This is a genomic window from Microbaculum marinum, assembly GCF_037855135.1.
GTDB lineage: Bacteria > Pseudomonadota > Alphaproteobacteria > Rhizobiales > Tepidamorphaceae > Microbaculum > Microbaculum marinum.
In genome coordinates this window covers 306,526-332,019 of the sequence record NZ_JAZHOF010000004.1, presented here as the reverse complement: position 1 = coordinate 332,019, position 25,494 = coordinate 306,526, and the positions used below count along the sequence as shown (strand labels likewise).

23 protein-coding genes and 1 tRNA gene are annotated in these 25,494 nt (G+C 66.9%); 14 read left to right on the top strand and 10 right to left on the bottom strand.

What is annotated here, in order from left to right:
* The first annotated feature begins 57 nt into the window (after positions 1 to 57).
* The 4 genes from V3328_RS11550 (at position 58) to V3328_RS11535 (ending at position 2,971) form a co-directional block, all read left to right on the top strand.
* Positions 58 to 489 (top strand): SRPBCC family protein, encoded by a 432-nt coding sequence (locus tag V3328_RS11550; protein WP_340329811.1) that lies wholly within the window; start codon positions 58 to 60, stop codon positions 487 to 489.
* 321 nt (positions 490 to 810) lie between these two features.
* On the top strand, positions 811 to 1,287 hold the full coding sequence (locus tag V3328_RS11545; protein WP_340329810.1) for a hypothetical protein: 477 nt from the start codon (positions 811 to 813) through the stop codon (positions 1,285 to 1,287).
* A gap of 80 nt (positions 1,288 to 1,367) precedes the next feature.
* On the top strand, positions 1,368 to 1,952 hold the full coding sequence (locus tag V3328_RS11540; RefSeq protein ID WP_340329809.1) for a hypothetical protein: 585 nt from the start codon (positions 1,368 to 1,370) through the stop codon (positions 1,950 to 1,952).
* A 536-nt stretch (positions 1,953 to 2,488) separates the two neighbouring features.
* Complete coding sequence (locus V3328_RS11535) at positions 2,489 to 2,971, top strand: YtoQ family protein (protein WP_340329808.1); 483 nt, start codon at positions 2,489 to 2,491, stop codon at positions 2,969 to 2,971.
* A 53-nt stretch (positions 2,972 to 3,024) separates the two neighbouring features.
* Here the strand turns inward: V3328_RS11535 and V3328_RS11530 are convergent, their stop codons facing one another.
* Positions 3,025 to 3,705 (bottom strand): NlpC/P60 family protein, encoded by a 681-nt coding sequence (locus V3328_RS11530; protein WP_340329807.1) that lies wholly within the window; start codon positions 3,703 to 3,705, stop codon positions 3,025 to 3,027.
* Between the two features lie 1,000 nt (positions 3,706 to 4,705).
* Between V3328_RS11530 and V3328_RS11525 the strand changes: the two genes are divergently transcribed.
* Both V3328_RS11525 and V3328_RS11520 read left to right on the top strand, forming a co-directional pair.
* A complete protein-coding gene (locus V3328_RS11525; RefSeq protein ID WP_340329806.1) occupies positions 4,706 to 5,560 on the top strand; it encodes a class I SAM-dependent methyltransferase in 855 nt (284 codons plus the stop codon).
* Between the two features lie 211 nt (positions 5,561 to 5,771).
* A complete protein-coding gene (locus tag V3328_RS11520; protein WP_340329805.1) occupies positions 5,772 to 7,028 on the top strand; it encodes an MFS transporter in 1,257 nt (418 codons plus the stop codon).
* A gap of 16 nt (positions 7,029 to 7,044) precedes the next feature.
* On the opposite strand, the gene V3328_RS11515 is transcribed toward V3328_RS11520, so the two are convergent.
* Positions 7,045 to 7,776, bottom strand: a complete 732-nt coding sequence (locus tag V3328_RS11515; protein ID WP_340329804.1) for an SIMPL domain-containing protein — start codon at positions 7,774 to 7,776, stop codon at positions 7,045 to 7,047.
* A 209-nt stretch (positions 7,777 to 7,985) separates the two neighbouring features.
* Here V3328_RS11515 and V3328_RS11510 point away from each other — a divergent pair.
* A tRNA-Ile gene (locus V3328_RS11510) sits at positions 7,986 to 8,062 on the top strand.
* A 202-nt stretch (positions 8,063 to 8,264) separates the two neighbouring features.
* Here the strand turns inward: V3328_RS11510 and V3328_RS11505 are convergent.
* The 7 genes from V3328_RS11505 to dctP all read right to left on the bottom strand — a co-directional run bounded on the left by V3328_RS11505 (position 8,265) and on the right by dctP (position 14,879).
* The gene (locus tag V3328_RS11505; protein ID WP_340329803.1) at positions 8,265 to 8,522 is read right to left on the bottom strand and encodes a hypothetical protein; all 258 of its coding nucleotides are present in this window, start codon (positions 8,520 to 8,522) and stop codon (positions 8,265 to 8,267) included.
* Positions 8,523 to 9,008: 486 nt separating this feature from the next.
* Entirely contained in the window at positions 9,009 to 9,692 is a 684-nt protein-coding gene (locus tag V3328_RS11500; protein ID WP_340329802.1) for a TetR/AcrR family transcriptional regulator, read from the bottom strand.
* Between the two features lie 115 nt (positions 9,693 to 9,807).
* Positions 9,808 to 11,112, bottom strand: a complete 1,305-nt coding sequence (locus tag V3328_RS11495; protein ID WP_340329801.1) for a TRAP transporter large permease — start codon at positions 11,110 to 11,112, stop codon at positions 9,808 to 9,810.
* A gap of 19 nt (positions 11,113 to 11,131) precedes the next feature.
* Entirely contained in the window at positions 11,132 to 11,659 is a 528-nt protein-coding gene (locus tag V3328_RS11490) for a TRAP transporter small permease (protein ID WP_340329800.1), read from the bottom strand.
* Positions 11,660 to 11,680: 21 nt separating this feature from the next.
* Entirely contained in the window at positions 11,681 to 12,547 is an 867-nt protein-coding gene (locus V3328_RS11485) for an SDR family oxidoreductase (RefSeq protein WP_340329799.1), read from the bottom strand.
* Positions 12,548 to 12,558: 11 nt separating this feature from the next.
* Positions 12,559 to 13,656 carry a uroporphyrinogen decarboxylase/cobalamine-independent methonine synthase family protein gene (locus V3328_RS11480; protein WP_340329798.1) on the bottom strand — a complete coding sequence of 366 codons (1,098 nt, stop codon included), beginning with the start codon at positions 13,654 to 13,656 and terminating at the stop codon, positions 12,559 to 12,561.
* An 83-nt stretch (positions 13,657 to 13,739) separates the two neighbouring features.
* Positions 13,740 to 14,879 (bottom strand): TRAP transporter substrate-binding protein DctP, encoded by a 1,140-nt coding sequence (gene dctP, locus V3328_RS11475; protein ID WP_340329797.1) that lies wholly within the window; start codon positions 14,877 to 14,879, stop codon positions 13,740 to 13,742.
* A 200-nt stretch (positions 14,880 to 15,079) separates the two neighbouring features.
* Here dctP and V3328_RS11470 point away from each other — a divergent pair, with 200 nt between their 5' ends.
* Both V3328_RS11470 and V3328_RS11465 read left to right on the top strand, forming a co-directional pair.
* Positions 15,080 to 16,090, top strand: coding sequence for an MBL fold metallo-hydrolase (locus V3328_RS11470; protein ID WP_340329796.1), 1,011 nt, complete (start codon positions 15,080 to 15,082; stop codon positions 16,088 to 16,090).
* A gap of 11 nt (positions 16,091 to 16,101) precedes the next feature.
* Positions 16,102 to 17,040, top strand: a complete 939-nt coding sequence (locus V3328_RS11465) for a fumarylacetoacetate hydrolase family protein (RefSeq protein ID WP_340329795.1) — start codon at positions 16,102 to 16,104, stop codon at positions 17,038 to 17,040.
* A 30-nt stretch (positions 17,041 to 17,070) separates the two neighbouring features.
* On the opposite strand, the gene V3328_RS11460 is transcribed toward V3328_RS11465, so the two are convergent.
* Positions 17,071 to 18,066 (bottom strand): helix-turn-helix transcriptional regulator, encoded by a 996-nt coding sequence (locus V3328_RS11460; RefSeq protein WP_340329794.1) that lies wholly within the window; start codon positions 18,064 to 18,066, stop codon positions 17,071 to 17,073.
* A gap of 252 nt (positions 18,067 to 18,318) precedes the next feature.
* Between V3328_RS11460 and V3328_RS11455 the strand changes: the two genes are divergently transcribed.
* From V3328_RS11455 to V3328_RS11435, 5 genes are all read left to right on the top strand, one after another.
* Entirely contained in the window at positions 18,319 to 18,861 is a 543-nt protein-coding gene (locus tag V3328_RS11455) for a hypothetical protein (RefSeq protein ID WP_340329793.1), read from the top strand.
* Positions 18,862 to 18,948: 87 nt separating this feature from the next.
* Positions 18,949 to 21,030 carry a hypothetical protein gene (locus V3328_RS11450; protein ID WP_340329792.1) on the top strand — a complete coding sequence of 694 codons (2,082 nt, stop codon included), beginning with the start codon at positions 18,949 to 18,951 and terminating at the stop codon, positions 21,028 to 21,030.
* A 461-nt stretch (positions 21,031 to 21,491) separates the two neighbouring features.
* Positions 21,492 to 22,034, top strand: a complete 543-nt coding sequence (locus V3328_RS11445; RefSeq protein WP_340329791.1) for a hypothetical protein — start codon at positions 21,492 to 21,494, stop codon at positions 22,032 to 22,034.
* Between the two features lie 243 nt (positions 22,035 to 22,277).
* Entirely contained in the window at positions 22,278 to 24,158 is a 1,881-nt protein-coding gene (locus tag V3328_RS11440; protein WP_340329790.1) for a hypothetical protein, read from the top strand.
* 531 nt (positions 24,159 to 24,689) lie between these two features.
* The gene (locus tag V3328_RS11435) at positions 24,690 to 25,439 is read left to right on the top strand and encodes an SDR family NAD(P)-dependent oxidoreductase (RefSeq protein WP_340329789.1); all 750 of its coding nucleotides are present in this window, start codon (positions 24,690 to 24,692) and stop codon (positions 25,437 to 25,439) included.
* Positions 25,440 to 25,494 lie beyond the last annotated feature (55 nt).

The following is a 25,494-nucleotide window of genomic DNA, read 5'->3' as shown; positions in this document are numbered from 1 at the left end:
CCGGAGCACCTACATATCGCCAGGCGCGCCCGCGACGCGGGCCGGAGGAGGCCGCCGATGTCCGAGACCGTGCACACCGAAATCGAGATCGCGGCGCCGCAGGCGACCGTCTTCGCCTTCCTCACCGATCCCGACAGGATCATGCGCTGGCTCGGCGGCAGCGCGACGATGGAGCCGCGCCCCGGCGGCATCTACCTGGTCAGCGTCGGCGACCGTCACGTCGCCCGCGGCAGGTTCACCGAGGTGATCCCGGTGCACCGGCTCGCCTACACCTTCGGCTGGGACGCGCGCGACAACGTGCCGCCCGGCTCCGGCCTGATCGAGATCGACCTCGTCGAACACAACGGCGGCACCCTGGTGCGCTTCACCCACAGCGGCCTGCCCGACGAGGCCGAGCGCGCCGGCCACGCCAGGGGCTGGGCCCACTACCTGAACCGGCTGGCGATCGCCGCCAGCGGCGGCGACCCCGGCCCCGACACGCTGGCGTGAGGCGAGGCGAGGCCGCAGCCCCGCTGCGATCCCGGCGGCCGCGAGCGGCCCCGAGGACGCTTCCGGCAAGACCGTAGCGCAGGGCGGAAGGTGACGGTCGCGCCGCCAGCGGCGACTAGCGGAAAAGCGACCGGAATGTCGCTTTTTCAAGTAATCGGCAGTCCGAAATCTCCTTGCGCCGGCTCACTAATTACTGTGAGATCATGTTTTATGGCTCCCCAGGAGACCGACATGTTCTTCTCTTTCGAATTTCGAAACAAGTATTCCCGTCACAAACAGGTCCGGCGCCGTTTATACTCGGCTGCGGTTGCGATGGCGGCCATGTTCGGACTTGCGCCGGCCGTCTCGGCGGAGGTCATCCAGATTTCCGCCGCGGGCCTCGTTCGCCACTGTCCCTGCGATTTCGATCCCGCCGACGGCGCCCTGGTCAGCCAGGGCGTGCTTCAGCCGCAAGACGCAGGCGCCCGCTACTTCGCCCCTGTCGTGTTCCCGGCATCCGGCGTCAACGTCTGCGAGGTCGCCATGGTCTATCGCGACGTCAACGACGCCGACACGATGACAGCCTCGCTCAACCGCAAGAGTTTCGCGGTCGGAGGCGATGCCTTCGTTCCGCCGGTGGCGATGGCGACCCTGAAGAGCGGGCCCGGCGTGGTCGATACGGTGCGGCGCGCCGCGAAGACGAAGATCAAACGGGCGAAGATAAACACATCGAAATATTTCTACTTCCTGGAGGTCGAGGTGCCGACCATAAACCTCGAGATCCTGGGCTTTCAGATCGTCACCGGAAAGACCTGCTGAACGGCAGACATTCACGAGATTTCCCTGCAGGCGTTGTGCAGGCCGCAAGGCGGCACGTCATCGGAATGTGGGAGATTGCAATGAAACGTCGAACCATACCCGCCCGCATGTGCGGGGCGCTTGTTGCCGCCCTTGCAGTTCAGGCCGCAAGCCCCGTCGCTGCCGCCGAAACCTTCGGCGCCAGGCTGACCCATCAGCTCACCCCGCCCGAATACTGCACCAGCAACAAGGGCAAGATGTGCACCTGGGTGCTGATGGAGGCGCAGGGCAACGCGGGCAAGGAGACCGCGCCCCGCAACGGGACGGTGGACAAGATCCGGCTGGTCGCGTGCGCGCCGGCCGGCTCGTTCGTCCTCCAGGTCGTCCGCGTCAAGCCGGGCACCGAGAAGGTCAAGGCGATCAGCACCGGCCCCGTCGTCAACTATCAGGGGACCAAGCGCAACTGCACCGCCAGCAAGAACTTCGACGTGGAGGAATTCGACGTCGACGTGCCGATCCGGAAGGGCCAGTCGCTCGCCGTGGTCGCGACCGAGGTCCGCTTCATGTACAATTCCGGCAGCGGACCTTCGATCATGTACGACCCGCCGCTCGCCGAAGGCGACGCCTTCCGCACCACCAGCCTCGATTCCGGCTTCCTGATGATCCAGGCCGAACTCGCGCCGTGATGGGGGGGCGGTGATCCCGGATCGCCCTTGGCGCGTCGGGGATAGCTTCAGCGCAGGCCGGGTGCCGCGTCAGGCGTCCGGCGCGCCGGCGGAGGTGCGCGTCGGGTCAGCCGGCGTCCCCGGATTGCGCGGCGTTAATCCGCGGACGCGCCAACCGCGCGATTCGGGGGCTCCATCCGGGCTACGGGGCCGGCTCGACGGCTCTGGCTGCGAGTGCAGGCCGAACGCGCGTGGTTGGCGCGCGGGCCTCGATCCTTCGAGACGGCCGCTGCGCGGCCTCCTCAGGATGAGGGGCGGGGGTTGGGGGCGTTGCCGTTGGAGGTGTGTTGCCGTCGGGGATGGCTTGGGATCGGGCGGCCGCACTCCCGGATTGCGCGGAGTTTATCCTCGGACGCGCCAGCGGCGCGATCCGGGGGCTTCATCCGGGCTGCGGGCGGGCCTACGCACGGGCCACGGGCCCCCGCCCTCCGGTGCCGGCCTTCACTCCCGCACGCGCGTCATGCTACCCCCTGCATACCAATGAAACGGAGGGTCCCATGACCTGGAGCATCTATCTGTCGGGGGAGATCCATTCCGACTGGCGCGAGCGGATCGTGGCGGGGGCCGAGGCGGCCGGGCTGGACGTCGAGTTCTCCGCGCCGGTGACGCATCACGAGGCCTCCGACGATTGCGGCGCTGCGATCCTCGGCGCGGAGGCAGACAAGGTCTGGCACGACCGCAAGGGGGCGCAGCTGAACGCGATCCGCACGCGCACGCTGCTGGAGCAGGCCGACATCGTCGTGGTGCGGTTCGGCGACAAGTACCGGCAGTGGAACGCCGCCTTCGACGCCGGCTACGCGGCGGCGCTGGGGACGCCGATTATCGTGCTGCATCCGCCCGAGCACGGCCACGCGCTGAAGGAGGTGGACGCCGCCGCGCTCGCCGTCGCCGAGACGCCGGAGCAGGTGGTGGCCTGCCTGGCCTACGTCGTCGCCGGCACGCTGCCGGGCTATACCGACCGGGCCCGGGCGGCGGAGTAGGGGTCGACCTTCGACCGGCGGCCACGGACGTCCGGACTTGCCCGCAGGCCGCGTCAGGCCTCGTTTTCCGAGAGGGCGCCGGTTGCGCTGGTGCGGACACGGGCGCCGCGCAGGTGCGCGGCGGTGGCCGGCCAACGGGCTTCCAGCAGCCGCGCCTTGGCGATCCGTGTCGTGTTGACGCTGTCGGACTGGTTGCCGCCGAGGACGCTGTAGGCGGTGCCGTCTTCGCCGTTGTAGAAGCCGACATGCCCCTGCCAGCCGTCCCGCGATCCGCGCCAGAAAACCATGACGGCCCCCCAGACGGGTTCGCTGGGCACGCCGAATCTCGCCCAGTTGCGCGCACCGAGGGGATTCTGCGGCAATGGCTCGTCGGGCAGGGTGGAGCCGATGCAGTGGGCGGCGAACAGGCCGCACCACGGCACGTCGTCCCCCTTGTAGTCTATCCCCGCGCCCTCGGCCCAATCGATGATGGTGGGATTGGAGGCCGGACCCTCCACCTCCTTGACGCCCCGCAGCCTGCGCGCTTCCGACATCCAGACGAACCGCGACAGGTCGGGCAGGGCGGCGGACTGGGCGAACAGTGCCCCTTCCGTCGCATCGTCGACCACGCCGTCGACCGCCAGCCCGTGGCGCTTCTGGAACTCCTTGACGGCAGCCATCGTGGCGCGCCCCCAGATGCCGTCCAACGGGCCGGGATCGAAGCCCTGCGAACGAAGGGCCGTCTGAATTGCCATTACATCCATCGGTTCCTCCCGTAATGCGTGTGGTACGTTACATATATACACTTATTGCGAGCATCATGGCGAGGCCTTCGGCGGGGCCGAGAATTTCCGTGCAGAACGGGACCGGCGGCGGGCGCGCCGCCCCCGTGGCTTGAGACGGGGAGGGAGCGGGCGGGACATGCCGGCGCGGCGGACGGCTGCGCGGGCGACGGCGTCCGGACCACTGCGCCCGGACCACTGCACCCGGAGGGCGAAGCCGGCGCCGGCCTTCCGCAACGGCAATCGTTGCGGCGGCGGCCGGAAGCCGCTAAATGCCTCGCAGCGCTGAAAAAAGGGCGATTTCCGGCGGTGCCGCGCGGGATCCTGCCGGGAGGGCGTTCCTGACGCGGCTATCGTTCCCAATTCAGGAACGCTGCATTCATTCTTTTGCAGCTAGCCCCGGTTTGAAACATTCGAAACAATTTTACCCGCTGCTTGCCGTGCGGTTGAAACCTGCAACAGCGATTTTGTTTCCCGTCGGTCGCGGCCTGGTGTCGCGGACGGGATACAAGGAAGCGCCACCGGCCTCCGAAGAACGGTCCGGGCCCCCAACCTGATCGTTCGTCGCTCGAGGACTTTCCTCCAGCCGGAGCCGGTCGGCGCCGACCTTCCCCCCACGTCCCCCGCGCCTAGTCCCGCCCGGACATCCGCGCCGCGGCCGACATCCCATCCGATCGCGCTTCCTCCCCTCGAGCGGTCGGACCTGACCTCCGCGCCGGCGTTCCGGGCCCCTGGCCCGAGCGTCGGCGTCCATTTTTGCGCTCCCGCCCGGCATCATCGGACACCTCCCCCTGCCACGCGACGCACGCCATGCCGGAGCAGCATGGGAGCGTTGTTTGCATATCCGTCGCAATGTCCCTATATAACATGTCAATAATCACAAGGTGGCAGTTCGCGCCGGAAAGGGCAGCCTTTTCCGTGGCGAAGTATTGTGTCGTCTGCACCAGGTTCGACGCCGAAAAGGAGAGAAAAAGTGACTGTGGAATACGATGAGACCGGCAAGATTGTACTGGACCACGTTTACAACCAGCCGGATCCGATTGCGTATTTCTCCACACTCAGCAAGCTCGATTACTCGATTCCGGGCGAGGCCGCGCCGGTGTTCCGCAAGGTGATCGAGGCCTGGCGGGGCGGTGCGGAGACCGACGAAGTCAACCTCCTGGATCTCGGCTGCTCCTACGGCATCAACGCGGCCATCCTGAAGCACGACCTCAGCATGGGCGATCTCTACACGCACTATGCCGGGGCGAAGCTGGCCGGGCTGTCGGAGGACGACCTGATCGAACACGACCGGCAGTTTTACGCCAAGCACCTGGCCGATCCGGACCTCGCCGTGACCGGCGTCGACATCGCCGCCAACGCGATCGACTACGCCGTTCAGGCGCAGATGCTGGATGACGGCTTCACGGCGAACCTGGAGACCGGGCCGCTGCCGGCCACCGCGTCGGAGGCGGTCGGCGATGCCAACCTGGTCATCTCGACGGGCTGCGTCGGCTACGTGCGGCAGGCGACGTTCGAGAAGATCCTCGAGGCCGGCGGCGACGAGCGCCCCTGGATGGCGCATTTCGTGCTGCGGATGTTCCCATACGAGGAGTTCGAGGACCTGCTGGCGGGCCACGGCTACGTCACGGAGACGCTGCCGGCGACCTTTCGCCAGCGCCGCTTCGCATCGGCGGAGGAGCGCGACCACGTGCTCTCCAACCTGTCCGACCTCGGACTGGACGCCGCAGGCAAGGAAGCCGACGGCTGGTATCACGCCAACTTCCATCTGTCGCGGCCGGCGGAGGCCGTCGAGGCGATGCCGCTGCGCGAGATGATCCCGCACTAGTCCGGTTCGCGGCAGGGCCGGGGCCGGGCCCGCACGGGCCAGGTCCTCGCGCAGCTTCCAAATTGACCTCGCGTCAGCAAACGCGGTAGTCCCGTCCGGGGTCGCCGTGCCCGGCGTTGCCGGCACGGCAGATCCCTGGGCAAGCTCGGGCAGGCGGGGCGATCGCGTGACGGCTGGAACTGGCGCTGAAGCGACCGCGCAGGCGGACGCGATGACACCCGCACGCCGCAACCGGCTGATCGCGGCGGGCACCATCGGCAACGTGCTGGAATGGTACGATTTCGCCATCTACGGCTATCTCGCGTTTGCCATCGGCCACAACTTCTTCCCCCAGATCGATGCCACCGCCCGGGTGCTGGCGGCGTTCGGCGTCTTCGCCATCGGCTATTTCATGCGCCCGATCGGCGGCGTCGTGATCGGCCATATCGGCGACCGGTACGGCCGCCGCGCGGCGCTGACCTGGTCGGTCGTGCTGATGGCGGTGCCGACCTTCCTGATCGGGCTGATGCCGACCTACGCGGCGATCGGGCTTGCCGCGCCGCTGCTCCTGACCCTGCTCAGGATGCTGCAGGGCCTGTCGGTGGGCGGCGAGTACACGAGCTCCATGGTGTTCCTGGTCGAGCAGGCGCGCACCGACCGGCGCGCCTTCTACGGCGCCTTCTCGGTGCTCGGCGCCGTCGGCGGCATCCTGCTCGGCTCGGCCGTCGCCGCCGCCCTCACCGCCGCGCTCAGCCCGGACCAGGTCGAGGCCTGGGGCTGGCGCATTCCGTTCCTGTTCGGGCCGCTGATCGGCGTCGCCGGCTACCTGCTGCGGCGGCAGATGGCCCACTCGATGCCGGAGGCGCACCGGTTCGTGCACCCGCCGGTCGTCGAGGCGTTCCGCGACCACTGGCGGCTGATCCTCAGGATCGCCGGGATGTCGATGATCAACGCGGTCGGCTTCTACGTGATGTTCGTCTACGTGGCGGACTGGATGCAGTCGGCCGACGGCATCGCGCCGGCGCGGGCGCTGGAGATCAACACGATCAACATGGTGCTGCTGCTGCCGGTCATCCTGGGCGGGGCGCTGCTGTCGGACCGGATCGGCCGCAAGCCGGTGATGATGACCTCGGTCGCCCTGGTGGCGGTGGCGGCCTGGCCGCTGTTCTGGCTGATGCACCACCCGAACGGCTGGCTGGCCTTCCTGGGGCAGTTCGGCTTCGTGCTGGCGCTCGGCGGCTTCTTCGCCTGCAACGCGGCGGTGCTGATCGAGGCCGTGCCGCGGGCGATCCGCTGCACCACCGTCTCGCTCGGCTACAACATCTGCCTGGGGCTGGCCGGCGGCACCGCGCCGCTGGTCGCCGCCTGGCTGGTCGCGCGCACCGACTACCAGCCGGCGCCGGCCTTCTACGTGATCGCCGCCGCGGTCGTCTCGCTGGTCTCGCTGACGTCGTTCAGGGAAACCTACCGCTCGCCGCTGCCTGCGTGAGCGCGGCGCGGCCTGCTCAGCCGGCCAGTTCCCAGGTCACGTTGACCTCGACCGACAGCGTCTGCTCGCCGGCCTCGACGGGAACCGATGCGGCGGCGTCGCGCATCATCACGGCTTCCTGCTTGTACATCGGCCGGTAGCCGCCGGATTCGGTGATCGACTGGATGGGGCCGAGCTGGACGCCGGCGGCGCCGGCATAGATGTCGGCCTTGCGCATCGCGTCCTGCATGGCGAGCCTGCGCGCCTCGTCGAGCCGCTTGTCGGCGTCGGAGACGTCGAAGGAGATGCCGCCGATCCGGTTGGAACCGACGGAGACGACCTTGTCGAGCACCGGGCCGAGCCTGGCGAGGTCGCGCACGGTGACGGTGACGGAGTTGCCGACGGTGTAGCCGATGATGCGCGGCCCCTCGGCGTCGTCCCTGGCGTCCGGCTTGTGCTGGTAGCGCGGCTGGACGCGGAAGCCGGAGGTCTGGATGTCGCGGGCCTCGATGCCCGCCTCCTTCAGCGCCGCGATCACCTCGGCGATGGCGGCGTTGTTGGCGTCCAGCGCCTCGCGGGCGGTTTTTGCCTCGGTCTCGACGCCGGTGTTGAGCGTGGCCATGTCGGGGGCGACGGAGATCTCGCCCTGGCCTGTCAGCGACAGCGTCGGCCGTGGCGCGTCCTGCGCCCGCGCGGGCAGCACGAAGAGGGCGGCGCAGGCCAGTGCCGCCGTGACGATGCTCGCGCGCAGCATGACTGAAAGATGCATGAAGTCCTGACCTTGATGTTTCGGATCTGGTGCTTGCTTCACCACCCAAATACGTCGGCAGTGGGGCGCATGGTGGGCCCGACATGGTTAATGCCGGCTTAACCATGGTCGCGGCAGGCGGGTCGCCGCGCGATCGCGACGAATGCGCGGGCGGGCACTTGCCCCCCGGGTGCCGCCTTGTGATAAAGAGGCCGCCTCGGATTCTTTCCGGGCCTGTAGCTCAACTGGTTAGAGCCGGCCGCTCATAACGGTCTGGTTGCAGGTTCGAGTCCTGCCAGGCCCACCAAATCTTCCGGTTTGCCCGTCTTTTGCCAGTCCGCTTCCCTGTCCTTGCCGGGGCTCGCGTTCCGGAGATGGAGGTCGAGCGATCTCGTCTTCTGCTTCTTCAAGATGGGCGCGCGTCTCCGGCTCGGCCGCCGCGCCGTGCGGCGGCCGTTTCGTCGGATGACGGGTCCGGAGGTGGCGGGCGGCCGTGGCGCCGCCCGCGGCTATTGGCCGTTCAGGATGGCGAGCGCTTCGCTGAGCGGGGTCTGGCAGTCGGTGCTGGCCCGCGAGTTCTGGTCCATGCCCTGGTCGCGCAACTGCATGACCTGGTCCTTTTCCTCCTGGCTCAGATCGGCGCTGCGGAGCATTTCGTCGATCTGCTCGACCATCGCCTCGCAAGACTGCGCCGCGGCGGGGCGAACCGAGACCGCCGAGCCGAGGGCGACGGCAATCACAAGTGCAAAAGTTCCGATGAGTTTCATGACAGTCCTCTTCCTTGGTTGACTCAGGGGTTCACGAACCCAGGGGTTGACGATCTCAGGTGGGCGAGCTCGCGAAACGCCGCGCTGGCCGCAAGGAGGTCTCCGAACAGAGATATCCGCCTTCTGTCTCAGTTCGATGGCGTGCCGCTGCGACAGCCGGATCGGGTACGGGAAAGGGCGACCTTCGCCCATCCCGTGGCCGTGGCCCGGCCGGCCGCGCAGACCTCCGGGACGGCGATCGAGTTCAGGCCCGAAGACGGCGAGAGCCCGATCTGCCCACATCACACGACAAGCCTCTCCCCACGACGGTGTCATTTGGCCTGCGTCCCGCGCAGACCCAGCGGCCGGGGCGCCGCCACGCCAGGACCCGACCTACGGTCAGCACGATACGCCGGAAGAGTGCCGGCAAACAACACGTTGCCGGTGTATTCCACCTCTTTCCCGCAGGCCTGGCGGCCGGTCGCGAGGGCCGGTGCGATGCAAGCGTCAGTCGCCGCCGTCCATCGGTCCGACGGGCGGGAACGCCATGCCGGCGACCAGGGCCGGAATGACGAAGTGCAGGCACTTCTCGCCGTCGGCGAAGGACAGGTCATCGCCCAGGACCTCGCGCAGGCGCGGCGGATTGGCACGGACGTAGCCGAGCGTGCCGTAGATCAGCGAGAGACGGAAGAACAGCTCCTCCCGCGACAGGTCGGGGCGGGCGCGGCTGATCATGTCGACGAAGCGCCGGGCGAACGGGTCGAAGAATTCCTTGACGATCTCGCGGACCTCGGGGTTCGGATCGAAGGCGGTGAAGCCGTAGAATTCCTTGAACGCCTTCTCGCCGGGCGTCTTGCCGAGACGGACGACGGGGGCGACGAACGCGGTGACGACCTTCGCGATGTCGGGGATGCCGTCGACGGCCTCGCGCTCGCACTCGTCGAGCATCGCCATGCGCTCGGCGTTCAGGCCGTCGCAGCGACGCGCCATCACGGCCCGCAGCAGGCCCTGCTTGCTGCGGAAGTAGTAGTGGATGGCGGCGCTGTTGGCGGACGCCGCCTCGGAGATCATCCGGAGCGAGACGCCGCTGTAGCCGTATTTCGAGAACATCAGCTCGGCGGTGTCGAGCAGCCGCTCTTCGGTGGACCTGGCGGTCTTCTCGACAGTCTGACGGGTTGTCTTCTTTGCCATGTCTGTTCTTCGGCGACCGTTCGAGGACTGGGCGGCCCGGCGTCACGCGGACGACGTGCCGGCCGTTGCGGCGTCATACGGGAATTGCGGAGCCGGAGCGATCCCCATGGGATGGCTACCGCAAGATCCCGGGCAAATACAGGACCCACTCGGGGCTGAGGATCATCAGGGCGACGACGACGATGTCGGAGACGAGGAACAGCGCCACCCCGGCATAGATCCCCATCAGGCTGGCATAGTCGCTGGCGACGTTGCGGATGATGAAGACGTTCATGCCGACCGGCGGCGTGATCATGCCGATCTCCAGGAGCTTCACCGCCAGCACGCCGAACCAGACCATGCTGATCTGTTCGGCCGCGAAGATCGGCATCAGGATCGGCAGGGTCACCAGCATCGCCCCGAACGGCTCCATGAACATGCCGAGGATCAGGTAGATCAGCACGACGAGGAACATCAGCTCGGTAAAGGACAGGTCGGCGCCGTTGACCATGCCCGCCAGGAAGCCGGTGACGCCGCTGAGGCTGAGGAAGCGGGTGAACATCACCGCGCCGACGCCGACGATGAACAGCGCCGAGCAGGTCATCAGGGTCTCCTGTAGCGAGTCCCAGACGATCTTGCGGGTCAGCCGCCGCGTCGCCGCCGCCAGCAGGAAGGCGCCCATGGCACCAGCCGCGCCGGCCTCGGTGGCGGTGAAGAAGCCGCCGAACAGGCCGCCGAACACCAGCGCCACCAGCGCCAGCACCGGCCAGATGCCGAAGATCGCCTGGCGGATCGGGAGCAGGTCCCGGCCGCCGGCGCGGCGCGGCACGATGTCGGGCCGCAGCCACGTCACCAGCAGCACGACGATGCAGTAGCCGAGCGCCGTGGCGATGCCGACGGATATGCCGCCGACGAACACCTGGGTGACCGACGTCTCGGTGAACACGCAGTAGACGATCATCAGGATCGACGGCGGGATCAGGGCGCCGATCGTGCCGCCGGCGGCGACCGAGCCGCAGGCGAAGTTCGCCCGGTAGCCTGCGGCCACCATCTCTGGAATGGCGATCCGTCCCATCGCCGCGGCGCAGGCGAGGCTCGACCCGCAGACGGCGGCGAAGCCGCTACAGGCCAGGATGCTGGAGATGGCGAGGTTGCCCGGCAGCCACCGCATCAGCGAGCGGGCGGTGTCGAACAGGCCGGTGGTGATGCCCGAGTGGTAGCTGATGAAGCCCATCAGCAGGAACATCGGGATGGCGCTGAGCGTCCAGCTCGCCACGAAGTGATAGGGCGTGGCGGCGAGCGTTCCGAGCGCCGGCTCCCAGCCGATCATGAAGCCGATGCCGAGGAACGAGACGACCACCATGGCGATCGCGATCGGCACGCGCACCAGCAGCAGGATGCACAGCGCAAGGATGCCGTAGAGGCCGATCTCGACGTTCATCGGCGCGACCCGCAGACCATCACAGCCGCTCCCGACCGGGGGCGTTGGTGCGGCCCGAGGCCTGCTCGCCGGCGTACCAGACGCAGACGACGGCCGCGAGCAGGTAGGAGACGGGCAGGATGAAATAGGCCGGCCAGACCGGGACCCGGACGGTCACCGACAGCAGGTAGGAGCGGGTCTCGAACTCGCCGAGGGCCTCCTGCAGGCTCATGTAGGCGAGGGCGGCGTAGACGGCCGCGCAGAACAGGGCTGTCGCCGCGTTGCTCCAGCGCATCATGCGCGGGCCGTAGAAGTCGCCGAACACCTCGACGACGATCATCGCCCGGTTGCGCTCGACCCAGGCCAGCGGCAGGAAGGCGACGAGCGGCATGTAGTAGCTCGCGACGATCTCGATGGTGGCGGGGATCGGCGTGCCCAGGGCGCGCAGGACGATGTCGACGGTGATGTGCACCATCATCAGCACGATGCTCGCCGCGCCGAGCGCGACGAGGCAGCGGATCGCGACATCGCGCCAGTGCCGGGGATCTGCCTTTGCGTGCGGTGTCACGGAACCCTGCCGGAACGATCTCTAACGGGCCTGCTCCGCCGCATAGTGGCGCACGAACGTCCTGTAGTCATTGGGCGCCCGGCCGAGGATCGCCGACAGGACGAGGGGGGTGCCGCCAGGCAGGCCGTGCCGCTGGTAGTGCCGCAGCATCTTTCGGCCGATCTCTATGCCGGTGTCGTCGAACCCGCCGGCGCGGGCGCCTTTCTCCCAGTCCTCGATCGCCGATTCCCGCGCCTCCACCGGGCGGCCGAGCTCGTCGGCCAGGATCGCCGCCATGTCGCGTGTCGTCAGCGCATCGCCGCACAGCTCGAAGACGCCGCCGTCCAGCCTGCCGGTGGTGAGCGCGATGAAGGCCGCCTCGCCGACGTCGTCTGCGTCGACGACCGCCATCGACAGGTCGGTGCGGTAGGGCCGCGCCAGGATGCCGTGGTCGACGACCTGCCGCCACTCGCGGCGGAGGTTCTGCATCAGCATGGCCGGCTGCAGGATCGCAAACCGCATGCCGGATTCGATCACCGCTTCCTCGATCAGCAGCTTCTGGTGGTGGTGGTGCATGCCGGTCATCTGCGGATGCAGGACCGAGAGGAAGACGAACTTTTCGACGCCGGAGGCGGCGGCCGTGGCGATGAAGCGGCGGGCGATATCGGCTTCGTCGGCCATGAACACCGGCGGCACGTAGAGGACCGTCCGAACGTCTTGCGTGACGCGCGCCATGTCGTCGCCGTCGCGCAGGTCGCCGGTCACGACGTCCGGGCAGCCGGCGGCGCGAAGGCGTTCAGCAGACCTGGCATTAGAGGACAGCGCCCGGAAGCCGGCGCCGGCTTCGAGCAGCCGTTCGATGACCGGCCGGGCCATCAGGCCCGACGCGCCGACGATCAGGGTGGTCATGGCCGCGGGGCTCACGCGCCCGCCGCGGTCCCGGCCGTCCGGGCGTCCCCGGGGGTCTCGGCATCGGCGCAGCGCGCATGGATGCGCAGCAGTTCCTCGATGGTGGAGGGATCGCGGCGGCCCAACCCGCACTCCGTGCCGATGCCGAAGTCCGGCCAGTGGCGCGCGGCGACGTTCATGCGGCGCAGGGTGCCTTCCTCGCCGTCGGTGTAGTGGACGAGGCCGAGGAACAGTTCCGTGCCCTCGTGCAGGCGCAGGTCCTTGAGCGGCTCGAAATAGGCGTCGTCGTCACGGTCGCGGGGCACCGGCATGTGGACGAAGTCGATCGGCCGGTGGACATGGTCGGTGACGAAGTTGGCCATCGTCACCATGACGCCCATGTCCTTCGGCTCGACGCCGTGCTTGTGGCGGAAGTCGCCGTAGCACAGGTGGTAGCCGACGGGCACGGTCTGCGGGACGAGGTCGATCATCCGCGACAGCCGGACCAGGCACTCGGTCTTGTCGTCGTCGTAGAACAGGCTGCGCAGGCCCTCCCAGATGAAGATCTCCAGGCAGGCGTCCCACTGGATGGCGAGGTCCTCGTGCGGGATAGAGGCGACGATGTCGGCCACCTCCTTGCGCATATTCTCCTCCAGCGCCTCGGCGACGTCCTCGTGGCTTTCCGGCGCCACGATCCCGGCGAGGAAGGCGATCGGGGTGGGCAGCGACACCTGGAAGCGGACGTCCGGGGCAATGACGCCCTCGTCCTTCAGGCGCCTGAACAGGGCATGGGATTCGCGGGCGAGCCTGGCGTAGCCGAACGAGGGGACGACCAGCGTCTTCGGATCGACGCCCGCCTTCAGGCGGTACTTCGGGGCGACCTTCTCGGGCACCGTGCCGGAATCCGGGTGCCAGTCGTGGCCGGCAGGCTCGAACTCGTCGGAGAAGTGCAGCACCCGCGCCTGGCTGGTGATCCAGTAGTTGCGCGGGCCGGTCTCGCCGTCGGTGATGCGGCGCAGCCGGTTGCCGAGGGTGCCGCCGACCATCCTGAAGGCGGACTCCGCGTCGGTGGTCGGGACCGTGCCGACCATGTGCACATGATGGGCCGGTTCGCCGGATGAGGTCGTCATGCTGGTCTGTCCTTGGCTCGAAGTGGCGGCGCCGCGACCGGATCCCGGCCGGCGCGGCGCCGTGGCAACGCTGGTCGGCTGATCTACTGCCCGTAAGTGGAAAGGTCGACCTTGTCCCAGATCTCGGTCTGCATCCGGTCCGCCACCGCCTTCGGGTCGGTGCCGGTCTCGGCGATGATCCCCTCCCACTTCTCGAGCAGGCTGCGGAAGGTCGCGATCTTCGTTTCGACGTCCGCAATCCCGTTGTCGGTCGCAGCCTTGGCGGCCACCTGGAGGTCGCTCTCGACGAAGGAGTCGGCGAACTCGGTCAGGGAGGCTCCCGGCTCGTGGAAGGTGACGCCGGCGTCCTTGCCGGCCGCGACCGCCTTGTCCGGCGAGGTGTAGCCCCAGGCCTGGTTCATGTCGGCGCCGGCACGGTTGGAGGCGCCGATCAGCGCCTTGCGCTCCTCCGGCGAGCGGGCCTTCCAGACGTCGGCTGCGACCGCTGCGGGGATGGTCGTGTAATAGAGGCCGAGCGGGATCATGGTGACGTCGGTCACGACCTCGAGGAGCCGGTACGAGGTGAGGTCGACGACCGAGGCGATTTCGCCGTCGAGCAGGCCCTGCGAGATCGATTCGAAGGTCTCGGTGGGCGGCGCGTTGACGGCGATCGCGCCGGCGGCCTCGGCGAAGCGGGCGTAGGGCGGGCTCGGCGTGCGCAGGCGCAGGCCCTTCAGGTCGGCCAGTTCCGTGACCGGCTTCCTGGTCAGGATCACGAAGGGGTCGGTGGAGACCGACCCGGTGTAGACGATGCCGAACTTCTTGAGCTCGGCCTGGCAGTCGGCGCAGTTGACGACGTATTCGGTCATCGCCGCCGAGACCGTCATCGCGTCGCTGGCAAGCATCGCCAGGTCGCCGGTCATCAGGAAGTCGGACAGGTCGGAGGGGAAGAAGGCCGGCAGCACGTTGCCGACCTCGGCGAGCTTGCTGTTGAGCGCGCTCTTCATTTCCTTGAGGCCGACGATTTCCATGCCGACGAGGGCGGTGCCGAGTTCGCCGCCGGACTCCTCCTCAAGATACGTTCCGAAGTTGGTGTAGAACACCGAGACGACCGGCGAACTGGGCGGCTGGCCCGGCGCGGCGCGCAGTTTCGTCTCGGCGGAGGCCGTGGCGACGGCGCTCGCCGCGACGACGGATCCGACGATCGTACCGACGACGGCAAGTGTCGACAGGCGCTTCAGCATTCAGTCCTCCCTGGCTGTCCGACCGGCGGCCGTGCGGCCCCGTGCCGCCGCCCCGATCCTTTGTTTTCTTCTAGAGTTCGCAGGCTCTTAGCAACCTCGAGCAGTGCCGGCCGGCGAAAATTAATCAGTTGCTTGAATAATTCGACTGACAGAGATATGTCAAGCGCCACGTGATCGTGTCCAGAGGGAGTCGCCGGGCCATGGGAATTGAACGAGTGCCGAGCCGTGTAGAGGAGCTGGGGAACGGCCTGTTCGGCTATGTCCAGGGCAACGGATCGTGGGGCTGGAGCAATTCCGGCCTGGTCACCTCGCAGGGCCGCAGCCTGCTGGTCGACACCCTGTTCACCGGCTACCTGACCCGCGACATGCTGGACGCCTACCGGCGCGCGGCGCCGGAGGCCGCCAACATCGACATCCTCGTCAACACCCACGCCAACGGCGACCACACCTTCGGCAACCATCTGGTCGAGGGCGCCCGCATCGTCGGCTCGAAGGCCTGCGTGGAGGAGATGGAGGAGCGTCCCGCCGCGATGTTCCAGGAGATCATGCGAAGCTGGCGCGACAACGGGGAGGCCGGCGCCTTCCTGCACGAGGTGATGGGATCGCGGTTCGACTTCTCCGACATCCAGCACGTGCCGCCGACGGAGACCTTCTCCGGCCGCACCGACCTGACGATCGGCGACGTCGCCGTCGAGCTGCACGAGCTGGGACCCGCCCACACCCGCGGCGACATCGTCGCCTACGTTCCCTCCGCCAGGACCGTGTTCTGCGGCGACGTGCTGTTCGCCAAGGGCCATCCGATCATCTGGGACGGCTCGATCGAGAACTGGATCGCCGCCTGCGACAAGATGCTGAGCTGGGACGTCGAGACGGTGGTGCCGGGGCACGGGCCGATCGGCGACAAGGCGGCCGTGAGGGCGCTGCGCGAGTACCTGGTCTACGTCCGCGACGAGGCGGCCAAGCGCTATGCGGCCGGCATGGATTTCGCCGATGCCGCCTGGGACATCGCGCTGACCGGGTTCGACGACTGGCTCGACCGCGAGCGCGTCGTCGTCAACGTCGCGCACGTCTACAAGGTTTTGTCGAATGGCGCGGTCAATCCCGATCGCCCGACGCTGAACGCCCTGATGGGGCGCTACCGGGCTGGCACGGCGACGCCGCACGAGGCGCTGCCGGCGGGCGGCTGCGGCCACCACGACCACGCGCACTGAGCGGCGGCGCCATGAAACTCGTCACGTTCCAGACGGCCGGCGAGCCGCGCCAGCGCATCGGCGCGATGGCCGGAGACGACGCGGTCTGCGAGCTTCCGGCCGAGGAGACCCCCGCCTTCGCCGACATGCTGGCGCTGATCGACGGCGGCGCGGACGCGCTGGCCCAGGCGCGCGCGGCACTGGACCGGGCCGGCCGGGTGCACGCCCTCGCCGACATCCGGCTGCTGGCGCCGCTGCCGGTGCCGCGGCAGATGCGCGACTGCCTGTCCTTCGAGCAGCACGTCCGGCAGGTGCGCGCCAACCGTCACCTGCTGGGCATCGGCGGGTTTCCCTCCGACCCCGCCAAGGTCGAGATCCCGCAGGTCTGGTACGACCAGCCGATCTACTACAAGGCGAACCGGTTCAGCGTCGTCGGTCCGCAGGCAGACGTGGTGATCCCCTACGGGGAGGACTGGTTCGACTACGAGCTGGAGTTCGCCGCCGTGATCGGCACCGGCGGCCGCGACCTGCCCCGGGCCGGCGCCCACGCCCACATCTTCGGCTACTGCATCTTCAACGATTTCAGCGCCAGGCGCACGCAGATCCGCGAGATGGCCGGCTCGCTCGGCCCGGCCAAGGGCAAGGACTTCGACACCGGCAACGTGCTCGGGCCGTGGCTGGTGACCGCCGACGAGATCGCCGATCCCTATGCCCTGACGATGGTGGCCAGGGTCAACGGCGAGGAGTGGTCGCGCGGCACCTCCGCCGCCATGCACCACCGCTTCGACGCCATCCTCGAACATGTCTCCCGGGACGAGACGATCCATCCCGGCGAGATCTTCGGGTCGGGAACCGTCGGCAGCGGCTGCGGCATGGAAGTCGGCCGCTTCCTCAAGCCAGGCGACGTCGTCGAGCTGGAAGTTGACGGGCTCGGCGTGCTGAGGAACAGGGTCGTCGCCAAGCCATCGTGACGGGTCGTGGTGACGGGGCGGCCGCCTGGCTCAGCCGCCGTCCTCCAGGGCCCCCGGCGACCGCTTCAGGTAGCGTCGCGGCGGCGCGCCGAAGCGGCGGGTGAACGCGGTGATGAAGTTGGTGACGTGATTGTAGCCGACGCGGTAGGCGATCGTCTTGATCGGCACCGCTTCAGCCTGCAGCGCCAGCCGGGCGTGGTCGAGCCGGGCGTCGCGCAGCGTCTCGAACACGGTCGTGCCGAAGAGGGTGCGGAAGCCCCTGTTGAGCTCCTTCTCCGTCATCCCCGCGGCGGCGGCCAACGCGCCCAGGGTCGGCGGATCGCGCATGTCGGAGAGGAGCCGCTCGCGCGCCGCATGAATCGACCGGCGCTGGTCCGCGGTCAGGTCGTCCTGGCGGGCGCTCGGCCGCAGGTCGTATCCTGCCGCCTGCAGCGCGAAGAGCTGCAGGACCACGCCCTCCATGAAGATCGCCCGCAGCGGACCGTTCAGGTTCGGCGCGAACAGCGACCGCGCCAGCTGCCGGAGCACGCGGCCGGCCGGCGTCGACAGGATGATGCTGGCGTCGAAACCCTGGTCGATCAGCGCCTGGATCTCGCGGGGCACCTGGCCGCCGAAGATCCGGGCGATCCGGTCGTCGCGGATCATGTAGCCGGCCAGCTTCAAGGTGCGCCCGGGCGCCGGCCGGTAGGTGGCGGTGCGGTCGGACGGCCGGAACAGGACCGAGTTCCTGCTGTCGATCGAGGCGCTCGGACCGTCCGACAGCATCAGGTCCACGGTTCCCTGCGCGGCGATGTTGGCGGCGATCCAGGTTCCGTCGTCGCTCTGCCGCGGGGTGATGGTGACCGGCTGGTACACCTCGGCGGAGCTCAGGAAGACCCGGATGCCGGCTTCCAGTTCGACGAACTCGGTGAGCAGCCGCCAGCGCTCGTCGTCGACGGAGATGCGCTCGCTGACCGGCAGGGTGCGCGCGTCGGCACCCTCGTACAAGAGCCATTCCGCGTCGACCGGCAGCGCAGCCCCAGTCACAGCCCTGTCCTCACCCCCATGCGGTCGCACGAAATGTGGCTCACGACCGGCCCGCATACAACCATTATCTGCGGGCGGGCCTGCATATAACGCTCTGATTGATGACGCGCAGCCATCGTGCTTCCGTTCGTCGGGATCTGACCTAACGGAATATGGGCATACCTGTCGCTCGGCGGAAGACCTTCCGCCGCGCGCAGATGGTTCTGCGCCTCCTCGGCGAGGCGACGTGTCTTTCAACCGCTGGAGGCTTGCATGACCCGGGTTTCAATATTTGCCGCCGCTGCCGTGGCGATGTTCACGGCGAACGCATGGGGAGGGCCGATCTACGGTCCGGACGTGACCAACTGCAAGGACCGCAACTGCAACGCCATGGAAATCGGCGGCACGGTGCCGGGATTCCTGGCCTCCGCCTTGCCCTGGACGACGCAACTCTACGCCGGACCGGGCGAATGCCTGCGCCTCGAGGTGACCTCGCAGGAAGCCGACCTGGAGATGCGGGTCGTCTCGCCGGACGGCACGAACACCTGGTCAAGCGACGATTCGGCGATGGCGCCGTGCCCGCTGTGTCCGCTGGCCGCGATCAAGACCCGGAAGACCGACGGCTGGTACACGGTGCATGTCGGCGAATGGGGCGGTGAATCGGTGCAGGCGAACTTCACGCTCGCCTATGGACGCTACAGGCGCCAGGCCAATCCGAACTGCACGTCATTCGTCCCGCCGGCAGATGCAGGCGAGGTCAGGAAGGGCGGCGAAAGCCCGATGCCCGATCCGGAGACCGCGCCCGGCGGCGACTGAGCGGCCGGGCAACGGAACGCGGACCGCCGCGAGGCCAGGGGGCCGGGGGCGGTCCGGTCGTCGACTGTCAATTCTGGAGAGTTCGTGATGAAGACAACGTGGGCAAGAAAGCTGAGTCTCGCGGTCGCCGCGGCAGCATTTGCATATGCACTTTCGCCGGGAACCGCACCCGACGCTTTCGCCAAGACGGGGGCCGGTGAGAGCGGCGAGCAGACCTCCCGGTCGGATGCTGGAAAAAAGAAAAAGAAGAAGGTCGCCGACGAGATTCCGTCGATGACGATCACGATCAGGAACAACGATCCCGACAACAACATCTATCCGGTGCTGTCCACCGGCACCGCCATCACGGATCTGTGGTTGCGTGCATGGTTCGGGATCAAGAACAAGGATTCCGACCAGGCGATAAAAGACAAGAAGCCATACTTCCCCAGACCGAACAATTTCCGGATCTACATCAATCCGAAAGGAAAGGGCATCGCGCCCGGCAAGAGCGTCACGCTCCAGTTGCCCCTGCTCACCCAACTGGTCCAGGGCGAGCCCACGCAGAAGGCCCCCGACGAGTTCATAGACTGGTGGGCCGGCGGGCACATCGCGATCTTCAGTTCTCCAAAGGAAAAAGGCCCGCCGCCCGAACTATCGGCCGAGTACAAGAATACGGAAGGGCAAACCAAGATCGAAGTGAAGGGTTACCTGAAGAAGCGCACCTGGCCCACTTGCGACGGCTGCCAGCCGCTGGAGTTCTACAAAACCGCGGGCGAGTTCAAGAACAACGTGCCGTTCCAGCTGACGGAATACACGCTGGGTGCGGTGAATCCCAAAGTCACGCAGCCCAATGCCGCGCCGTCGTTCGGATCCTTCTACGGCGCCGTCGACATCGACGTGTCCTATGTCGACACGGCGTTTCTGCCGGCTGTGATGGCCCCCCTCAACTCCAAGGACCCCGCGATCAACCAGGTCGGCTACGTCGGGACCCCGGTCACCATCAAGTCGTTCAGGAAGTCGCTGACGTCGTTTCTCGACGACTACAAGGGGTGGCCGCAGTTCCAGACCGACTCGGAACCGAAGAAGCTGGTCCCGAAGATCGCTTCCCTGCTGCACGCGCTTGCGACGGATACGACCCTGACTCCGCCGCCCTGGAAACCCGTCAAGCCGCTCGTCGACAACTGGAATGCCTGCAACAACGAAGGCTCCGACACCTACAAGTCGCCGTTCTGCAACGCGGTGCGTGACGTCAGGGCGCTGTTCATCGCCAACTGGCAGAACTATGTGAAGATATATCCGACGCTTCCCGACGATTGCGACCAGACGAAAAAGCCGTCAGGCGACAGTCCCCCCCAAGACCTGCTTATATCCCATGTCTACGGATTCAGTCCGTTCGTGGAAGGGTGCAACAATTTCTCCGACAAAAACAATCTGGAGGATACGCCGGGATACGCAGACACGAAGGACAGGAACAACAATGTGATACCGGGAAAGTTCCGTGCGGTGAAGCAGACCTTCGACGATCTGAACTACGGGAAGTTCGGTGTGTTCAATCCCTACGTGAACTTCATCCACGGCGAGAAGTATCTGAATGCCAAGAACGCCTATGCCTATTCGGTCGACGACGCCGTCGGGAACCTGCAGGCGGACGGCACCGGCTTCATCCTCGCCGTCGGCGGCACGGATGGACTGCCGAACCCGAACCCGGCGTCGCCGCCGGTCCACGTGAACTTCGGCGCCGCTTCCGATTTCGGTCAGTGGACCCATTTCGGAGTGTGCACGACCGACGAGAAGAAGATCATGGAGCGGCCCGTGAACCAGGACTTCCGCAGCCTCTCCATCTATGTCCAGGAGGACAAGCTGGACCAGTGCCCGATCAGCCTGCTGGCGGAGCGAACCAAGAAGAATGGAAACGTGATCGACCACAAGGTCTACAGTTTCGGGCTCAAGACGCTCGAGTTCACCGATGACCTGCCGCTGCCGCCGAAGAGCCCGATCAACCAGAAGACCCACGCGCCGATCAACTGCGAGATCGCCGACGACCCGACGGTGAAGAGGCTGTGCTGCGATATATTCGCCTATACAATAAAGAGCATCACCAGGGAACCGCCCGCGAGGAACGTGCAGGTTCCGGGCCTGTACTCGATCGACGACAAGGTCTGTCCGGATATTCCGCCTGCCAAGTAGGCCGGACCGTCGCAACGCGGCGTAACCCGCCGCAACCCACCGAGACCGCCGCGGGCCCCCGGGGCCCGCGGCGCAGGGCAAAAGCCCCGATCTTTCCAGGGCCACGCGTCCCGACCACGAGATCACCGGCAATGCGGTGGCATTGCCGGCGATCTCGTATGCGCGCGCTTGTTCAGGCGGCGGGCCGTCGGGGGTGGCCTGGCCGCCTGCAGCTCCCGATGCGCGATCCGCAGGCGCCCGACGGCGCAGCTCCGCCTCAGGGCGGCCGCCCCCGACCTTATATGCGCGCCGGCCCGCATATAACGCTCCGGTTGAAATCACGAAGTCGCCATGGTGCGCTGAGGATCTTCCCCTAGGGGAACTACGAGACTCCACGACACGGCGCGACCCGGTTACGCCGCGCACGTGCGTTTTTGCGCCTCGCCTGCGGGGCAAACCTTTTCCAGACAGGGGAGGCTTGAATGATCCGTTTTTCACTCCTGGCCGCCGCCGCCGTTTCACTGCTTGCGGCGAATGCATCGGCGGGGCCCGTCTACGGTCCCGAGGTGACCAACTGCAAGGGACGCAACTGCAAGTCCATGGAACTCGGCGGCACGGTGCCGGGATTTCTCGCTTCCGCCTTGCCCTGGACGATGCAGCTCTACGCCGGACCGGGCGAATGCCTGCGCCTCGAGGTGACCTCGCAGGAAGCCGACCTGGAGATGCGGGTCGTCTCGCCGGACGGGACGAACACCTGGGCGAACGACGATTCGACCCTCGCGCCGTGCCCGCTGTGTCCGCTGAGCGCCATCAAGACCCGGAAGACCGACGGCTGGTACACGGTGCATGTCGGCGAGTGGGGCGGTGAATCCGTGCAGGCGAACTTCACCCTCGCCTATGGCCGCTACAAGCGCCAGGCCAACCCGAACTGCACGTCGTTCGTCCCGCCGGCCGATGCCGGTGCGGTCAGGAAGGGCGGCGCGAGCCCGAAGCCCGACGCGGCGACGGCGCCAGGCGGCAACTGAGCCGCCAGGCAACCCGAGCGCGGATCGCCGGGAGGCCAGGGGGGCCGGGGGCGGTCCGGTCATCGACCAAGACATTCTGGAGAATTCGTTATGAAATCCAAGTGGAGAGGGACGCGGTCCCTGGCTGCGGCAATCGTCGCCACGGGGTGCGCCCTGACTTTCGTTTCGCCGCAGCCCCCGGCCCACGCGGGGCCGGTGTTCGGCATGCCGGAGAAGCCGCCGGCGGCAACGCCAATTCCGACGATGACCATCAAAATCTACAACAACGAGAAGGACTACAGCATCTATCCGGTGATCACGACGGGAACCAGCGACAGCGATCTCTGGCTGCGGTCCTGGTTCGGAATCAAAAACAAGGATTCAGATGACGCGATCGATAGCGGGAAGCCCTTCTTCCCGAAGAATAACAATTACCGGATCTACATAAATCCCGAGGGCAAGGGCATCCCGCCCCGCGGCAGCGTGACGGTGACGCTTCCGTTATTTACCCAGCTCGTTGCGAATCCGACTCAGAAGGCCGACGACGAGTTCATGGACTGGTGGGGCGGCTCACACATAGAGATATTCGCGGCACCGGCCGCCGACGGCAAGCCGCCGCCCGAGCTAGCGGCCTTCTACAAGAAAAAGGACAAGCAGACCGAGGTCGATCTCAAGTCGCTGCCGAAGGATGCCGTCCTGCCGACATGCAAGGACTGTCAACCGCTCAAGTTCTTCAGGGACACGTCCGGCGTGTTCAAGAACAACGCGCCGTACCAGTTGGCCGAGTTCACGCTGGGAGCGATCAACCACAACGTCGATCCACCCGGTTTCGGGTCCTTCTACGGAGCGGTCGACATCGACGTGTCCTATGTCGACACGGCCTTTCTTCCCGCGGTGATGGCGCCGATCAACGACGAGGAGACGTCGGACCTCAACCATGTCGGATATGTCGGCACGCCGATGCGCATCGACACGTTCCGCAACAAGCTCGCCAAGTTTCTGAAGGCCTATCCGGGCTGGCCGCAGTTCCTGTCCGAGGACAAGCCGCGAGAGCCAATTCTGAAGATCGCCTCGCCGCTACACGCGTTCGCGGGCGATACGGACCTGACCGATCCCAAGTCGTGGGCAATCTTTCCGGTGCTGCGCAAACAGTGGGAGGACTGCACGACGTCAGGCTCGAAGACCTACAATCAGACGATTTGCACGCAAATGCGAACGGTGCGGGACCTGTTTCAGGCAAACTACGACAACTACGTGAAGATCTTTCCTAACACGAAGGGCTGCCACAAGGACCTGGGACCCGCGAAGCTGACCTCCGATCTGATGATCGCACAAGTCTACGCCTTCGGCCCGTTCACCCAGAACTGCGACAACTTCGCCGATAAGAACAGGATCGAACTGACGCCCGGATATACGGACGACAACAAGGTCGGGAACGCAAAATTTGCCGCCGCCAAAAAGGCATTCGACGACCTGAACTACTGGAAGGACGGCTCGTTCAACCCCTACGTCCTTTTCATTCACAACAAGCCGTATCTCAACGCGCCCAACACCTACGCCTATTCGGTGGATGACGCCGTCGGCAACCTGCAGGCCGACGGCAACGGCTTCGTCCTTGCCGTGGGTGGGACGAGGGGGCTGCCCAATCCCAATCCGGCGTCGCCGCCGGTCAACGTGAACTTCGGCTCCGGCAACATGTTCGGCGAGTTCACCCATTTCGGCGTCTGCACGACCAAGAAGAAGGATATCAACCGGGTGGTGAACCCGGACTACAGGAGCATTCCGGTCTATGTGCAGGAGGACAATCTCTCCAAGTGCCCAATCAGCCTGCTGGCGAAGTGGGCGCCGGGCGGCGAGGAGGTCGTCTACAGCTTCAAGCTGAAGACGCTCGACTTCACCTACAACTTCAATCCCAAAAAGGCGATAGACACCAAGACACACGCGCCCATCGACTGCGACGGGCTCGACCCGATTCCGCAGCGCCTGTGCTGCGATATCTACGCCTATGCGGAGAGAAGCATCGGCAAGGGGCCGGAGGCCCGGTATGCCGTCCTTCCGGCGCTTTATCCGCATGACGGCCCGCAGAAGTGCCCCGACATACCGCCGCCGAGCAAGGTGAAGAAAAAGAAGAAGAAGAACAGGTAGCGGAGCGACGGCGCCGTTCCGGGAATCGCCGCGAGGCCATCGGGTCCGCGCCGGGCGACCGGACACCGTTCGGGGCGACCGGCCCCGACAGCGAGATCGCCGGCGGTGTGGGGGCACTGCCGGCGGTCTTGCATCTTCCTGTCCCTGTTATCCGGGTATCCCTGTCCTTGCGTTCGGAAACTCCGCGACCGGCGGGCCAGGCGGGCGGCCAGCGCGCCTGCCTCCTCGAGCACCGCCGGGCGGTCCGCGGAATTCGGCGGAGCGCGCGATGTCCGCCCGAACGTCGCCCGGATGTCGACTGGGTCGATCGCGAATCCGCTCCCTGATCGCCATCGCTCGGGACGCTGCGACAACGGGTCTGCCACTCGTCCCGGCCGCGGAGATTTCCCGTCTCCCGCAATTCACCCCGCAAGGGCGCGTAAGGTATGGCATGAGCGCTTCGAATATGATTGTATTATTGTAATAGTCATCAATGACTCGCCATAAGTGCGTGGTCGAAGCCGCGTAGACGGCGCCACGATGGGAGGGAGAATGGGTCGCCTTCAGGGGAGGGTAGCCTTTGTCACCGGCGCGGCCGGCGGCATCGGCCTGGAGATCGCCGCCGCCATGGCGCGCGAGGGTGCCTGCGTCGGCATGGCCGACATCAACGCACAACTTCTGTCAGAGGCGCTGGAGGCCTGCAGCGGACTGGACGTGCACGGCTACGAGCTGGACGTCGCCGACCGCGCAGCGGTGCGTCGCGCGGTCGACGACCACGCAGGCACGGGCGGCGGCCTCGACATCATGGTCAACAACGCGGTGCGCTTTCACTACGCGCCGCTGGCCGAGTTTCCCGAGGACATCGCCTCCAGCATGCTGGACGTGGGGGTGAAGGGCACCTACTGGGGCTTCCAGGCGGCGACGCCGCACCTGATCGCACGGGGCGGCGGCTCGATCATCAACCTGTCGTCGGTGGCCGTCTCGTTCGCGATCCCGAACGCCGCCGTCTACTCGTCGATTAAGGGCGCCGTCGACGCGCTGACCCGGCAGCAGGCCGGCGAACTCGGACCGCACGGGATCCGGGTCAACGCGCTCGCGCCCGGCCCCGTCTCCACCCCCGGCGCCAATTCGGTGATAGACGCCGCCGGCTGGGAGAGCCGCGCAAGCAAGACGATGCTGGGCCACCTGCCGAGCGCATCGGAGATCGGCGCGGCTGCGGTGTTCCTTGCGTCCGACGACGCGCGCAGCATCACCGGCGTAACGCTCAAGGTCGACGCCGGCATAACCGTCACCGGTCCGTGAAGACGATGACCGCAAACGCTCAGACACCGGGTGCGCAGCGGCGGCGGCCGGCTGC